Source organism: Chryseolinea sp. H1M3-3 (assembly GCF_029360725.1).
Classification (GTDB): Bacteria; Bacteroidota; Bacteroidia; order Cytophagales; family Cyclobacteriaceae; genus Chryseolinea.
In genome coordinates this window covers 401,122-415,756 of the sequence record NZ_JARKMY010000018.1, presented here as the reverse complement: position 1 = coordinate 415,756, position 14,635 = coordinate 401,122, and the positions used below count along the sequence as shown (strand labels likewise).

Below are 14,635 nucleotides of genomic sequence, written 5' to 3'. Positions count from 1 at the left end.
TTCACACATCGTTATCCGTATGAGCGAAAAAACAAAAATATTCATCAGCCATTCGCAAAAAGACATTGATTATATAAGATTCTTTGTGGACCACATTTTGAGACTTGGACTTGATATTACCGCAGATAGGATTTTCTGTTCAAGTATGGAGGGACATGGCGTGCATAGCGGTCAATATATACCTGAAAGGTTGCGAAAGGAGATCAACGATTCCGTGATTGCCTTATTGTTTATCTCGCGCAACTACAAAGACAGTGAAGTCTGTCTGAACGAAGTCGGCGCAGCCTGGGCGACATTGGAACCAGAGTCGGTAATATTTCTTCTACTCCCCGACATAGAATTCAGTGACGTCGGCTTCCTCAACGTTAACAAATTGGGTTTGAAGATTTTTGTAAAGAAAGACATACTCCATTTTGTAGAAGACAATAAACAAAAGTTAAATTCCAATTACAATCTGTCAAGACTCGATGCAGGCGTGGATGCCTTTCTCGAAAAGATTTCAGGACACCAAGCGTCCACCAAATCGTCCAGCATTACTTTCGATAAACAGGATCCTAACGATTCGTGTTGGGATGATGTCTTGTATCCGTTGCACAAGATCATCGTTAAGGCGATTCCTGCTTTGAGCGACGGCATCCATCGGATTGAAGATGCAGGATTACAAACGCAGATAATGACGGACTTGAGCAACTCAGATTTTCTCAACAAACTTTGGTATAGGTTCAAAGGTGGTGATTCTTATGTTGAACGTATCAGACGATCGCCTTCAGGAACGTGGTTTATTAGCGGCTGGAATTGGGAAATAAAGATTTCAGATATGTGGGTTTGTATGGACAGTGGGTTGGCGAGTGACTTCATCCTCATAAAGAGTGACGGTCTGGAGGGGTATAGAGTGGTTTCTGATGTCGGTGGAATCAGCTTCATGGTCGGTATTACTCGCGACGGCACGATCGTGAGTGACAACGAAAGGTTGAGTGGCTATGCAAGGCTAGGCGGCGTGACAATTGATTTGAGCGAGCTTGATGTTGAGCCTCGACTTAGGAGCGAGAACGCCCATTGGATATTCCTAGTTTCAGATTATCACAAACTTGGATACAATGCCGATCAGACGATAGGCTTTTGTGAGAAGTTGGATAGAGGAGAAATTGAAGTGAACAGGAACACCCTTCGAGAATTTACCAGAAGCTTGCGAAATCATCCCGCTGTTACTAGGTGGCGTTAGCGTTGTGTACAGGTATTGAACTTTTTTGCAACATGATTTTTGATGAGATGATGTCATACGGTATTGTATGTCTCCTCGTGAATTTGTGAGGAAAACTGAAACGCCCATTAAACCTTAGCGATTTTCAATTTGCCTTTTGAACGGCTTCAAATATTCCGAATCTATATAGTTAGAGTAAGTCGTGAACCATGCGACGAAATACCTGTGGTAACGAACATATGCTCGCATTGTTGAACCTGCGGATAAGGGTTAACGCGATAAACGGTATTGATTGATCTCATGCTTCATGAGTTCGATGCCTAAATTAAGTTTGAGGAAATAATTCGGCCAATTTTTATCAGTTCGACATTTGCTTCTCTTACGTCACGCGCGGAGTAAATTTTACAAATGTGCTTTTCTTTTTCCAGGTCGTACACTCCAACCTCCACCTCAGACAACTTAACGCCGAAGCTTTCGGAAAGGTAGTTTTGAACTACAGGGAATTTTAGCTCTTCCTCCCAGTCATCGCGACCTCGTACTAAGAAAAAAACTGAATAACCCACCGGGCTCATATTAACGATAGGTATCTGTCCAGTTATTTTTACTTTCTCTGAAAGTTTAATGTCCATCTTGACTCTTCCATCAATATACTTGTATTTATTTTTGTCATGGTCCTTTATGTACGCATTCAGTGATTCAAGAAATTTTTCGTATTGATTTCTATTGGCTCGATTGTCCACGAACTTGCCCCAAAAAAGTGACTCAAAATAATTTATAGTTTCAGGCAGGTCTTTGGTTTTGTGAAAGCGAAATAATGTATGCTGCCAGGCCATATACTTCGAAAAGCTCATCCCACCATTTTTTGTCTCTGAATTAAGTAACTTGCCAAATTCGGCGGGATTACGTCTGGCTTCTTCGAGTCGTGATATTGAAAACCTTTTCATAGGATTTTTTTAATAGTTGGATAACCGTCGAGTACTTTATAAGACTGTTGAGAAACCCTTCCGTAAAGTTCTAAGGCCGAATCGACGTTTATATGCGGATTGTACAATTCCGGGAACTCCATTAAGATTTGATCTTTATTGGCAGCCGTAACTTTTTTAAACTTTGAGATAAATTCTAAGTAGTCGGTGATATTGCGCTTTCGGTCATCATCGCTCAATAGCGCATTTAAGTCTGCTCCAAATACGTCATAGTCGTACTCCCTAATATTTATGCCATGATATTCTAGTGCAATACGACGTGAAATGCACGGTACGCAATAACCACAATGCTTATGCTCTGGAGTTCGTGAAATCATCCAACAGCTAGCTGAATATTTTAAGTTGCCTCTAAATGATTTTGGTATAATTTCAACAACCTCCGCTTTCGTCATGTACAAAAAAGGGTTTTCAATTTCAAATTTCGGATTACTAAGGAGCTGTCTAAAAGCGCCCTTAACCTCCTCCACAAAATGTGGGTCTGCGGTGTGAGTGGAGAACGGCCCCACCCGAGATTGATTTAACGGTAGATGAATCGCAAATTGCCCATTCTCTGCCATAAAAAGTACCTTGTTAAAACCGCATCGCCTCGTAACCAACGTCGCTAATGTTAAAAACAGAAATGATCGGGTTCGTTGCGAGTTCTCCCTATCTTCTGTAAACGTTAGACCTTCAGATTTTCGACCGTAAACCGTTATATGAATATGTCTAACACTTCTTTCGAAAAAGTCTTCGAGGGATTGGTGTACGTTTCTTTGGCTCTCGTCAACCACGGCATTACCCTTGGAGTTGTGGCTTAATAGAACAACATCTTTGTTTTCCGAAAGAAATTTAATTGCAGCGCTCAGCGAGTCAAGACCTCCAGAGAATAACAAAACTGACCCAGCTTTATCTGTCCAATCAAAGGTCGAAACCGCTGCACCAGCTTTCTGGATAAACTTCAGCGTCCAATTATCCCTACTGACTATGAACAGGGCGTTTTCAATATTTTTTTTAACCCTTTCAAACGCATGCAGATTAACCACGTCAATTGTTAACTCTATTGAACGAATGTTTTGCTCGCGTTCCTGCCTTTTAATTATAAGATCCGCGCCGTAAACGCCTGCCGCAAGATTTAGCACATCCTCCTCTAAAGAATTGGGCGTACTAAACTCCTTTTCAAAAGGTTTGAATCCAGTATAAAGGTTTTTACCGGGCACTAAATGAAAATCAAAGCCCTTGCCGTCCTCACCAACCTTAATTCTATAAGTATTCGTGGCCATAACTAGGAGGATTTTAATTTTGATATTGATGCGTCGACGAATTTCTCCCATTGCCTAATTGTTTTTATCTCGCCTGGTGGAGAGCCCATTGCTTTAATGATCGTGGCTGAAATATTTTTTTTGTATTCGACCAATGAACCAACAGTTGTATTTCGGAATTTTTCTCCGACAAATCCCGATGCATCTCGCGAAACGATATAACTTGTTATTTCTGAAAAGAGAGAATTTGCCCATTGTCCGGACGGATTACTTTTCGATTGAAATGCATACGGAATTGCCCTTCTTGCAAATTCAGCAACGATGGAATTACTTTTTGTTTCAACTATTGAGCGCTGAAATTTTTGAATGGCGTCGGGTATATTCTTTGATTCACGAACGGCCTTGTAGCAATCAAAAATAACCCTGGACTTTATCTCAGTTGATATGGATTCCTTTTCAGTGGCACGCCAGACCTCCTTAACTACACGACTTTCCGGAATACTTCCGTCTTCGTGACAAACAAAAACTCGTCGCCAATTTGTATTGCGTGGTGAGGGTTGACTGACTGATGTTCCCATGTTTTAAAGAATTTTATCTTTTCGGATTCGATCTAATTCGATCTCGAATTGTTTAAGTTCAATCGTTGGCTTCAAAAAAATGTTTTTCCAGTTCAATGCGCTTTTAAGGTGGGGCTCGTTTTTAAGCGCTTCAACCATTAACCCCAACACTTTACTTTCAATGCAATTCAACTTGACATTACACTCATTGTAAAGCTCATTAGACCTATTTGAAATTGATTCTCCTGAGTCAGAAAGGGTTCCCGTTATAACGAGAAAAGAATAAACAGGACCGTAGTCATGGGAATATCTTTGTCTGAAATCCGTGCAATAAAAGGCAAATCTTTTGATGTCGTCCGCGGATATGCTGTAGCCATTGGAATATGCTTTAGAGTCAATAGGAATTAGTATTCTTTCCTTACCGAGCACAACTCCGTCAGGTAATTTTTGAAACGCCCTATCGATACCGTAGCGCCTCACCGGAGACGCCATTATAAATTGTAAACATTCTTTAACATAAAGCTCGTGGAGGTCATCTGGTTTGCCTATCAGCCCCAAGGGTAATACATTATGACCAAGTTGGTTTAAAATTTCTGACAAGTTGGGAATTAAGATTAACCCTGTATTTACCATTCCGCCAAGGGTGTCGAAGAACCTCGCTTTGGTGTAAGAATCAAATCTTGCGGAGGCAAAGTAATCGTTAATTAAGATTGCTTTGGAGTTTTCCCCGTTCGATTCCATTCTCCATAGTGAATCACAAGAAGCTGATTCTGCTTTGTCCTCAGACAAAAGAATACTATAGTTTACGCGTCCGCCAAGTTTATCGTACTTATGACAATTCACTATCACATTGTCCGGCGTTAAACGCTCAACTTTTCCCAAATGGAAGCCATTAATTGTGAGAGTACAGATAAGATTTGATAGCTCTTCTTTTTGCATTAAGCTAATCGTTGCGCTCTTTGACTTGGGCCATTTATAAAAAAATGGCCAGGATTGGAATTACACACAACAATGCCAAAGTAATAAAAACTCAACTACAAATCAATTGCCCAGGTAATACCTTTACTACCTCAAATTTGTGAAGGCCCTTATGAAAGAGCACTTATGCAACATATTAAAAAAAAGGATTCTAATTACTTTTCAGTTCTTTCACCCTGGAGATTTTTGATGTCAGCCTCAAAATATGTTTCCCATCTTTATATACTCTTGTGAATCGCACCAATAGTTAGTTAAAATATTTGCTTCCGTAAGCAAACACAGAAGCAATGCTCAATTCAATTTCCTGGCAACAATTTTTTTACACCGTCATCGTAGCCGTTGGTAGCTATTATGCTATTTCAATCCTTCTCCTTTATTCAAAGGACATCACACAAAAAATCCAAGCTCTTAAAACTCGTTCTGTAAAGACGGATCCTCAATCAGCAGGCACTGGTCTCGATAATCTGATGGGTGCAATTAAGAATGAACAACCCAGCGAAACCATTTCATCGAATCAAAAAGTAGTCAGCTCAACGGAAATTTCTATTTCAGAAAATGCAAGTAATACAGCTGCTAAATATCTAGAAGACGCCTTATTAATTGGAACTGTTTCCGACCTGCTCCAGGAAATAAAAGTTATCTCAGACATGATTGCCGAGAGCAAAGGCAACGGAGAAGACGCGGCGTCGGCTTTTCAATCACTACTAAAAAATTACCTCCACCTATCAGCCACGAAATATCAGGAAGCAATTGACCTGGTCATCTATGACCATTGCAAAAATCAACTTGCGCTGCAACTTGAAATGTCTGAAATCAAATCATGGTGGCCGCAAGAATCTTGAACTAACAAATAATAAACTAACGACACACAAAAACAACTATGAAAATTAAAACAAAAAGTATGATGCGAAAAGGTAAAGCCTTTGGAATCGCTTTCACAGTTTATGTGCTTACATATGCTGTCTCTTACGCTCAAGATGGAAATGCTGGAATCAACGAGGCAACTACACGGGTTCGAAGTTATTTTGACACTGGCACTCAGCTCATGTACGCTATCGGCGCTGTTCTCGGACTGGTTGGAGCAGTAAAGGTCTATCAGAAATGGAACGCAGGTGAACCGGATACGGGAAAGGTTGCTGCATCCTGGTTTGGCAGCTGCGTGTTCCTGGTGATTGTGGCAACCGTACTCCGGTCTTTCTTTGGAATGTAAAAACTTTATCAATCATGGCGACAAGTGTATATAAAATTAACAAGGGCATTAATAAGCCGATTGAATTCAAAGGATTGAAGGCGCAATACATCGGATATCTGGCGGCAGGCCTGGTTGTGTTGCTTGTCATGTTTGCAATCCTGTACATCATTGGTATAGACATGTTCATCTGTTTAGGACTCATTGGCACTCTTGGCACGTGGTTATTTCTTCACGTCTTTCGGCTGAGCAGTCGCTACGGACAATATGGTCTCATGAAGCGCGCAGCCAAACGAAAAATTCCTTTCGTCATTACGTGCAATTCCCGCAGGACATTTCTTCACCTCAACCGAATTTGATATGCCGAAGCTCACAACATTGACGGATGTTTTTCCAGTTTACAAAGTCGAGTACGACTGCATATTGTCAAAGCATGGCGATATCACACTTGCCTTTGAAGTTCAATTGCCAGAAATATTTACGCTTTCGGATCAGGAATACGAAGCCTATCACCAAACGTTAGTCAAGGCCATTAAGGTGCTTTCGGTTAATTCCATCTTCCATAAGCAAGATTGGTTTCTTTCAAAACATTTCGAAGGTGTGTTTAACGATAAGTTCTTGTCATTTCTTTCAAATTCAAGTGAACGGTTCTTCAACGAAAGACCATATTTGGATCATAGCTGTTTTATCATGCTTACGCGAAAGCCCGCTGATCGTAAAAGCGTAACATCACTTTCGGCCAGCCTGACTAGCGGTAAAGTTGTGCCGGACGAAACGGTAAGCTCACAATTACTCCAGGAATTCCTGGACAGTGCTGGACAATTCGAGCGGATACTACAAGACAGTGGCTTTGTTAAGTTAAGAAGACTTAATGACAACGAACTGACTGGCTCTAGTTATGAGGTTGGTTTGCTTGAGCAATATTGTTTCCTGCAACCGAAAGGCGCTGTGCCGATGATCAAGGATATTTCATTCAAAGATGGAATTGTCATTGGGGAAGATAAATGCAAATTATTTTCATTGGCAGATGTTGAAGATCTTCCAGCTTTGTGTGGTTCACGAATGAACTTCGATAAATACTCGACTGACCGGACGAAATTCAGTGTCGGCTTCGCTTCCAGCCTCGGACAACTTTTGAGCTGTAACCATGTTTACAACCAGTACATTTTTATCGAAGACGCTCATAAGACGATCAAGCGACTGGAAAGCAAGCGGCTAAGGCTTCAGTCCCTAGCGGCATATTCAAGGGAGAATGCTGTCAGTAAAGATGCCACGGCAGATTACTTGAATGAGATCGTCGCGCTTCAACGGTTTCCTGTTAAGGCACACTTTAATGTGCTTGTCTGGACCGATGACAAAAAGGAATTAAAGGAACTTAAGACACAAGTCTCTTCTGCCTTGGCGCAAATGGACGCCATCGCTAAACAAGAAACAGATGGAGCGCCACAAGTCTTTTGGGCCGGTCTTCCAGGCAACGAGGCTGACTTCCCAATGAACGATACATTCGATACGTTCGCTGAGCAGGCAACTTGCTTTCTGAATCTGGAAACCAACTACAGGTCTTCCGTTAGTCCCATGGGTATTCGCCTTGGAGATCGATTAACGGGGAAACCAGTGCACGTCGACATATCAGATGAACCAGTAAAGAAGGGCATCTGTACCAATAGGAACAAATTTATACTTGGACCATCCGGTAGTGGCAAATCATTTTTTACTAACCACATGGTTCGTTCTTATTATGAACAAGGAACACATATTGTCTTAGTGGATGTCGGCCACTCTTACAAGGGACTTTGTGATCTTGTCAATGGGTATTACTTCACCTATGATGAGACCAATCCGATAAAGTTCAATCCCTTCTTCATAGCACAAGGTGATTCATTGGATACAGAAAAAAAGGAAAGCATAAAGACCCTACTGCTTGCGCTTTGGAAAAAAGATGATGAAACATTCCACCGTTCCGAGTATGTCGCCTTATCCATTGCATTGCAGACGTATTATAAATTCCTCGAAACGCATCGTCAGATATTTCCATGCTTCAATACGTTCTATGAATTTCTTCGCGATGTCTTTGTCCGCATTTTGAAAGAGGACAAGGTAAAGGAAAAAGATTTTGATGTTGAAAACTTCTTATATGTGCTCCGTCCCTACTACAAAGGTGGCGAGTTCGATTACCTCCTGAATGCAACTGAGAATCTTGAACTCCTGCAGGAACGGTTTATAGTGTTTGAACTCGATAACATTAAAGATCATCCCATTCTTTTTCCCGTCGTCACGATCATTATCATGGAAGTGTTCATTTCGAAAATGAGAAAGCTGAAGGGAATCAGGAAAATGATTCTGATTGAAGAAGCATGGAAGGCAATTGCGAAGGAAGGGATGGCGGAATACATCAAATACCTTTTCAAAACAGTGAGGAAGTTTTTTGGTGAGGCCATCGTCGTGACTCAGGAGGTGGAAGACATCATCAGTTCTCCAATTGTAAAACAGGCGATCATCAATAATTCCGATTGTAAGATCCTTCTCGATCAAAGCAAATATCAAAACAAGTTCGAACAGATCCAGGAACTGCTCGGCTTGACCGAAAAGGAAAAGGCACTTGTCCTTTCTATGAACAAGAGCAACGATCCGAACAGAAAATATAAAGAAGTATTCATCAGTCTTGGAGGCGTTCATTCAAAGGTCTACGCAACTGAAGTGTCGCTTGAAGAATACCTGGCTTATACAACGGAGGAGTCCGAGAAAGTAAAGGTGCAGGAGTATGCAAAGAAATGGGGCGGAGATATTCGTAAGGGTATAGCCGAATTAGCAAATGAAATGAGATCCGGAAAAGAGGCAGCTTAAACATGATCCAATGAAAATTAAAATCAAAATGCTGCTGATGGTGTTGGCTTTAACTTTTGTGACTCCGGCGCCTCAAGCTGATGGTGCGATAGTCATTGCTATCGCCAAGATCATAAAAGCAGCGGTTAAAAAAGTAATCAAAGCGGTTGATCTTATGATACAACGGCTTCAAAACAAAACGATTTGGCTGCAGAATGCGCAGAAAGTTTTGGAGAATAAGCTCAATGAACTAAAGCTTACCGAAATCGCGGAGTGGACTGAAAAACACCGGAAGATCTACCAGGAGTATTACGAAGAGCTATGGAAGGTTCGAAATGCCATTGCGACGATCCAGCGGATCAAGCAGATCATGGAACGACAGGTACAACTGGTGGACGAATACTCACGAACCTGGGAAGTGATCAAAAACGATAAACACTTTTCAAAGCCAGAGATCGAGTATATGTATGACGTCTACACGGGCATTCTAAATGAGAGCGCCCGAAACCTGGATCAACTGCTGCTTGTGATCAATTCTTTTCAAACGCAAATGACGGACGCAAAACGGTTGGAGATCATTGAAAAGGCGGGTAACGAGATTGAGAAAAATCTGCATGATCTCAAGCAATTCAATACGGAGAACATTCGGTTAAGTATTAGCCGTGCGAAGGATGAGCATGAGATTGAAAGTATAAAAAGGTTGTACGGGCTTCCAATTGAATGAATATGAGAAGAGTAGTTGCTTTAATACTAACACTTGCGTGCATGAGTCAGCATGTAGAAGCACAGACATTCCAGGAATGGTTCAGGCAGAAGAGCACGCAGCGGAAATATCTTATTCAGCAAATCGCTGCCTTGAAAGTGTATTTGGGCTACCTGAAGGATGGTTATGATATCGCTAAAAAGGGATTAAATATTGTCGGTGATATTAAGGACCGGAATTTTAAAGATCACTCGACTTATTTCGAATCGCTCAAACTTGTAAACGCTTCCGTAAGAAATTCTGCTAAGGTTTCTTTGATTGTCGCTTATCAGAATCAGATCGTAAGCGAATTTCGAAAACTAAGACAGAATTCGGATAATCAACTTACACCTGACGAAATCAAATACATTGAAGAGGTTTGTGCCAATCTAATAGACGAGTGCGAGTCGTCCCTTTCAGTTCTTACTCAAATTGTTTCCGACCGCACCTTAGAAATGAAAGACGACGAGCGCCTGGCCGCTATTGATGCCCTTTATGAAGACATGAAGGACAAATATGCCTTTGCAAAGTCGTTTACGAACTCCACGAGCATGTTGATCCTGCAAAGATCAAAAGAACAATTCGAAATCGAAGCTTCCAGCAAGTTAAACCCAAATAAATAAGCCATGCGATATGCCATATTGATCACCCTTTTATTCCTTCAAGTAAGAATTGGCAATGCGCAGGCGCAGGAGGCTATACAACTTGCACTCAACTATGAAAAGTTGAAACAACTCGAACAGATCCTTGACAATATGTACAAGGGATACAAGATCTTGAGTGCTGGATACAACAGGGTTAAGAATATTGCTGAAGGGAACTATAAACTTCATCAGGTTTTTCTTGATGGCCTGTTTGCTGTAAACCCGGCTGTAAGGAATTACAAACGCGTGGCAGATATAATCAGCTATCAGCAATTGCTCTTGAAAGAATATGGAAGAGCATATGACAGGTTCAAACGCGATCCGAATTTTTCTGCGGATGAGCTCAGGTACATCGCGAACGTCTACAATTACCTAGTAAAACAAAGTCTCAAAAACCTCGAGGAATTAGCGATGATCGTTACAGCAGCTAAACTGCGCATGAGTGATGATGAACGCATTCAACGGATCGACAGGATATACGAAGACATGGAGGACAAGATTTCATTTCTCCGGTACTTTAACAACAGTACTCAGATGCTTGCCATTCAACGGGCAAAGGAAAACAATGACGTAAGTGTATTACAAAAGTTGTATCAGGTAGAAGACTAAATCTCCAATATGAAATATAAAGGATGTAAGGCCGCCTTATTGGCGGTCGTAGGACAACTGTTGCCAATTTTTACTCACGCACAAGGGCTGACGGGTGAGATAGCAAGCTTTCAAAGTGTTCTCGATCAACTCTATGATGAGATGATTCCGTTGTGCAGCAGGTTAATCGACGTCGGTCGCGGTCTCGCCGCATTTGCCGCCATTTGGTATATAGCTTCAAGGGTTTGGCGGCACATTGCCAATGCTGAGTCCGTTGATTTTTATCCATTGCTAAGGCCGTTTGCCTTAGGTCTCGCCATCCTCATGTTTCCTTCCGTGCTGACGTTGATCAATTCCATTCTTAGACCAACAGTTACAGGGACTGCTGCGATGGTAGAAGGTTCCAATAAGTCAATCGCTTTTCTGTTGAAGAGAAAAGAAGAAGCAATAAGAAAGACTCCTGCGTGGCAAATGTATGTTGGAATTGACGGAGGTGGAGACAGAGATAAATGGTATCGATACACACATCCCGATGGAACAGAAGAAGGAGTACTCGATGGAATTGGTAATGACATCAAGTTCGCGATGGCGAAGGCGTCGTACAATTTCCGGAATTCCATTAAGCAATGGATGTCTGAGATCCTGCACATTCTTTATGAGGCTGCTGCACTTTGCATCAATACGATCAGAACATTTTATTTGATCGTACTTGCTATACTCGGCCCCATTGTGTTTGGATTGTCCGTGTTTGACGGATTGCACCATACGCTTACCGCCTGGATAGCCCGCTACATTAATATTTTTCTTTGGCTGCCAGTCGCCAACATCTTCGGAAGCGTCATTGGGAAGATCCAGGAGAACATGCTGAAGATGGATATCCGTCAGGTAAATCAATACGGCGATACCTTTTTCAACTCTACGGATACTGCATACCTGATCTTCATGGTGATCGGAATAGTCGGATACTTTACGGTTCCGAGCATTGCAAACTACATCGTTCATGCTAGCGGCGCCAACGCGCTACTATACAAAACGACGAATCTTTTTTCTGGTGGCGCACAATCAACGGTCTCGACAACAGTAGGCGGTGCGACGTCTATACTGGGAAGTTCTGCAACGACCGTCGGTTCGAAGTTAGCAGGTACGGCCACTGGTGGCAACATTAATCCAGAACACTACATGAACAATAAGCTATCAGGAAAATAATCGCATCAATCTTATGTTTCAACAATTCAAAAATATCGATACCGCTTTCAAACACGTCAGGTTATTCTCGCTTTTCCTGATCGCTGCTTGCGTTGCCTTATGTGGTTATACAATCTATAAGAGTTACGATATCGTAACCGAGACGCAAGGTCGTATTTATATTCTTGCCAATGGGAAAGCCTTAGAAGCATTTTCTGCTGAGCGAAAAGATAACATACCGGTTGAGGGACGGGATCATGTTAAGATGTTCCATCATTATTTCTTCACGCTTCATCCTGACGACAAAGTCATTCAATCTAATATTCAAAAGGCTTTATACCTGGCAGATGGTTCGGCGCAAAAGCAACATGACAATCTCCGGGAGAATAGCTACTACGCCAACATCATTTCCGGAAATGTTAGCCAGGAAATAACCATTGACAGTATTAGAATTGACATCGACGAGTATCCATTTTATTTCCGCTGCACTGCTAAGCAAAAGATCATCCGGACAACTTCGATCGTAACAAGGAACCTCATAACGGAAGGCTATCTGCGCAACGTGTCCCGCTCAGATAATAACCCTCATGGATTTCTGATCGAGCGTTGGAATATCCTTGAGAATAAAGATATAAAGAGTCAAAACAGGTAGGACAGTAAACTGCAACCAACACAATGAAAAAACGAAAGAACTATTTGAGTACTGAAAAGGTGAACGGAATCACTAAGACTTTGATAAATCCATTCAATAGGTGGTTCAACGACTTAAACACAAGGACGAAGAAAGTGATCCTGCTTTCTATGGGCATCACAGTGTGCTCAATCGGCTTAACGGTGATTATTCAGGCGCTAAGCACCAATCAGGAACCAAACACACTAACCATAGACAAGATCACAACACCAAAAGACATCCATATGAGTGATAAAGGAAAAGACCTTCCGGAGGACCAATTGATTCCGGTTGGAAAACTGAAAGGAGAAGTCAACGGAGAGTTCGAGGCATTTTACCTGGCTGTAGACAAGCACGGGCAAACCTATATAAATCGTTCACTCGAATACTCGGACGATGCTTATAGCAAGTCGAAAGGCTGGGAACAGATCAGCAGGCAACAGCTTGAAATGTATGAGAAACAACTTCACTTCATTCCTGCAAGAGGTAAAGGATTAAAACTGTAATGGAACGTAACGATTAAAGAATTGAAATATGAAACGCATAACACAAAAGCTTTTTCAACAACGAAAATTTATCATGGCTTTACCCGTAATGGTGATGCCATTTCTTACACTGTTATTTTGGGCACTTGGCGGAGGGAAAGGCACAGCAGCACACACAACGAAAGATGACCAGGCTGGCTTGCTCCTTGAACTCCCCGATGCCCAATTTAAAGATGACGCAAAGGCTTGGGACAAACTAAGCCTCTATCAGCAAGCGCAGACAGACTCGTTGAAATTTAATGAAGCAAAAAGGAACGATCCTTACTTTCGATTGCCACCATTGAAGGCCAACCAGGACACAAGCAAAAAATCAGAAGCCGGCTCAATTAATTTTTCACTCGGAAAGAAAAATCACGCACTTGATGACAACGAGGAGCGCATTAACCGACAGATCCGTGAACTACAGAAACATATCAGTGCGATTCCGGAGGCGGCTAGCGTAGAAGGAGGAAAAGAAAATGACGATTCCGTTCCGGCAATCTCTCCACTCACAAGTGATGTGGACCGATTGGAAAGTATGATGACGATGATGCAAAGTGGTGATCAGGAGGATGAAGAGATGAAGGAAATAAACGATGTCCTTACCAAGATACTCGATATCCAGCATCCCGAACGTGTTAAAACAAGACTTGATGAAAGCAAGGCCGCGAACGAAAACATTTTATCCGCCTCACCGGCTATGCCTGAAGATATTGTAAGCTTTTTGAACAATCGCCATGGCATTTTGCCACTGGATAGTATATCCCGCGAAATTCTTCCACCGAATTATTCTGTAAATGGATTTTATGGATTGGATGAACTTTCAAAAGAACAAAACGAAGGTAATGCGATACAAGCCGTTGTTTATAATACGCAAACTTTGATAGCCGGTTCAGTCGCTAAGCTGGTATTACAGCAAGATGTAAGGATCAACGGTGTTATTATTCCAGCAAATCAATTTGTATTTGGAACGTGCGCATTGAATGGTGAGAGGCTAACAATCAATGTCAACTCCATCAGGCATGGTAATTCAATTTACCCTGTGTCACTTTCCGTTTTTGATATGGACGGCCTTGAAGGCATTTACGTTCCCGGAGCAATCGCTCGTGACGCAGCAAAACAAACGTCTGATCAGACGCTACAGGGGCTCGAACTAACCACACTTGATCCATCATTGGGCGTTCAAGCCGCATCCGCTGGTATTGAAGCAGCCAAGGGATTTCTAAGCAAGAAATCAAAAATGATTCGCGTCACGGTAAAAGCCGGGCACAGAGTTCTTTTGAAAGACACTAATACAAAGAAAAACTAAAGCA

At 41.9% G+C, this 14,635-nt stretch carries 16 protein-coding genes; 12 read left to right on the top strand and 4 right to left on the bottom strand.

Features of this window, described 5'->3' with window-relative positions; genetic code table 11:
- The first annotated feature begins 19 nt into the window (after positions 1-19).
- Positions 20-1,222, top strand: coding sequence for a toll/interleukin-1 receptor domain-containing protein (locus P2W71_RS25710; protein ID WP_276374291.1), 1,203 nt, complete (start codon positions 20-22; stop codon positions 1,220-1,222).
- A gap of 299 nt (positions 1,223-1,521) precedes the next feature.
- On the opposite strand, the gene P2W71_RS25705 is transcribed toward P2W71_RS25710, so the two are convergent.
- From P2W71_RS25705 to P2W71_RS25690, 4 genes are read right to left on the bottom strand one after another with little or no spacing between them, the layout of a single operon-like run.
- A complete protein-coding gene (locus P2W71_RS25705; protein WP_276374290.1) occupies positions 1,522-2,145 on the bottom strand; it encodes a hypothetical protein in 624 nt (207 codons plus the stop codon).
- Positions 2,142-3,494, bottom strand: a complete 1,353-nt coding sequence (locus P2W71_RS25700) for a 7-cyano-7-deazaguanine synthase (protein ID WP_276374289.1) — start codon at positions 3,492-3,494, stop codon at positions 2,142-2,144. Before P2W71_RS25700 ends, P2W71_RS25705 begins: the two co-directional genes overlap by 4 nt.
- Positions 3,446-4,000 (bottom strand): hypothetical protein, encoded by a 555-nt coding sequence (locus P2W71_RS25695; RefSeq protein ID WP_276374288.1) that lies wholly within the window; start codon positions 3,998-4,000, stop codon positions 3,446-3,448. The genes P2W71_RS25700 and P2W71_RS25695 overlap by 49 nt, the downstream gene beginning before the upstream one ends.
- A 3-nt stretch (positions 4,001-4,003) precedes the next feature.
- Positions 4,004-4,918, bottom strand: a complete 915-nt coding sequence (locus tag P2W71_RS25690) for a hypothetical protein (protein WP_276374287.1) — start codon at positions 4,916-4,918, stop codon at positions 4,004-4,006.
- A 326-nt stretch (positions 4,919-5,244) separates the two neighbouring features.
- On the opposite strand from P2W71_RS25690, the gene P2W71_RS25685 reads away from it, so the two are divergent.
- The 11 genes from P2W71_RS25685 (at position 5,245) to traM (ending at position 14,631) form a co-directional block, all read left to right on the top strand.
- A complete protein-coding gene (locus P2W71_RS25685; RefSeq protein WP_276374286.1) occupies positions 5,245-5,799 on the top strand; it encodes a hypothetical protein in 555 nt (184 codons plus the stop codon).
- A gap of 62 nt (positions 5,800-5,861) precedes the next feature.
- Positions 5,862-6,167 carry a DUF4134 domain-containing protein gene (locus P2W71_RS25680; protein ID WP_276374656.1) on the top strand — a complete coding sequence of 102 codons (306 nt, stop codon included), beginning with the start codon at positions 5,862-5,864 and terminating at the stop codon, positions 6,165-6,167.
- A gap of 14 nt (positions 6,168-6,181) precedes the next feature.
- On the top strand, positions 6,182-6,505 hold the full coding sequence (locus P2W71_RS25675; protein ID WP_276374284.1) for a DUF4133 domain-containing protein: 324 nt from the start codon (positions 6,182-6,184) through the stop codon (positions 6,503-6,505).
- 1 nt (position 6,506) lies between these two features.
- Entirely contained in the window at positions 6,507-8,990 is a 2,484-nt protein-coding gene (locus tag P2W71_RS25670; RefSeq protein WP_276374282.1) for a TraG family conjugative transposon ATPase, read from the top strand.
- A 10-nt stretch (positions 8,991-9,000) separates the two neighbouring features.
- Entirely contained in the window at positions 9,001-9,693 is a 693-nt protein-coding gene (locus P2W71_RS25665; protein ID WP_276374281.1) for a conjugal transfer protein TraI, read from the top strand.
- 2 nt (positions 9,694-9,695) lie between these two features.
- Entirely contained in the window at positions 9,696-10,334 is a 639-nt protein-coding gene (locus P2W71_RS25660; RefSeq protein ID WP_276374280.1) for a hypothetical protein, read from the top strand.
- A 3-nt stretch (positions 10,335-10,337) separates the two neighbouring features.
- On the top strand, positions 10,338-10,964 hold the full coding sequence (locus P2W71_RS25655; protein ID WP_276374279.1) for a TerB family tellurite resistance protein: 627 nt from the start codon (positions 10,338-10,340) through the stop codon (positions 10,962-10,964).
- A 9-nt stretch (positions 10,965-10,973) separates the two neighbouring features.
- A complete protein-coding gene (gene traJ / locus P2W71_RS25650; protein ID WP_276374278.1) occupies positions 10,974-12,149 on the top strand; it encodes a conjugative transposon protein TraJ in 1,176 nt (391 codons plus the stop codon).
- A 13-nt stretch (positions 12,150-12,162) separates the two neighbouring features.
- A complete protein-coding gene (gene traK / locus P2W71_RS25645) occupies positions 12,163-12,780 on the top strand; it encodes a conjugative transposon protein TraK (RefSeq protein WP_276374277.1) in 618 nt (205 codons plus the stop codon).
- Positions 12,781-12,803: 23 nt separating this feature from the next.
- Positions 12,804-13,304 (top strand): hypothetical protein, encoded by a 501-nt coding sequence (locus P2W71_RS25640; RefSeq protein ID WP_276374276.1) that lies wholly within the window; start codon positions 12,804-12,806, stop codon positions 13,302-13,304.
- Between the two features lie 28 nt (positions 13,305-13,332).
- Positions 13,333-14,631: a conjugative transposon protein TraM gene (traM, locus tag P2W71_RS25635; protein ID WP_276374275.1), complete on the top strand. Its 1,299-nt coding sequence runs from the start codon at positions 13,333-13,335 to the stop codon at positions 14,629-14,631.
- The last annotated feature ends 4 nt before the right edge of the window (positions 14,632-14,635 follow it).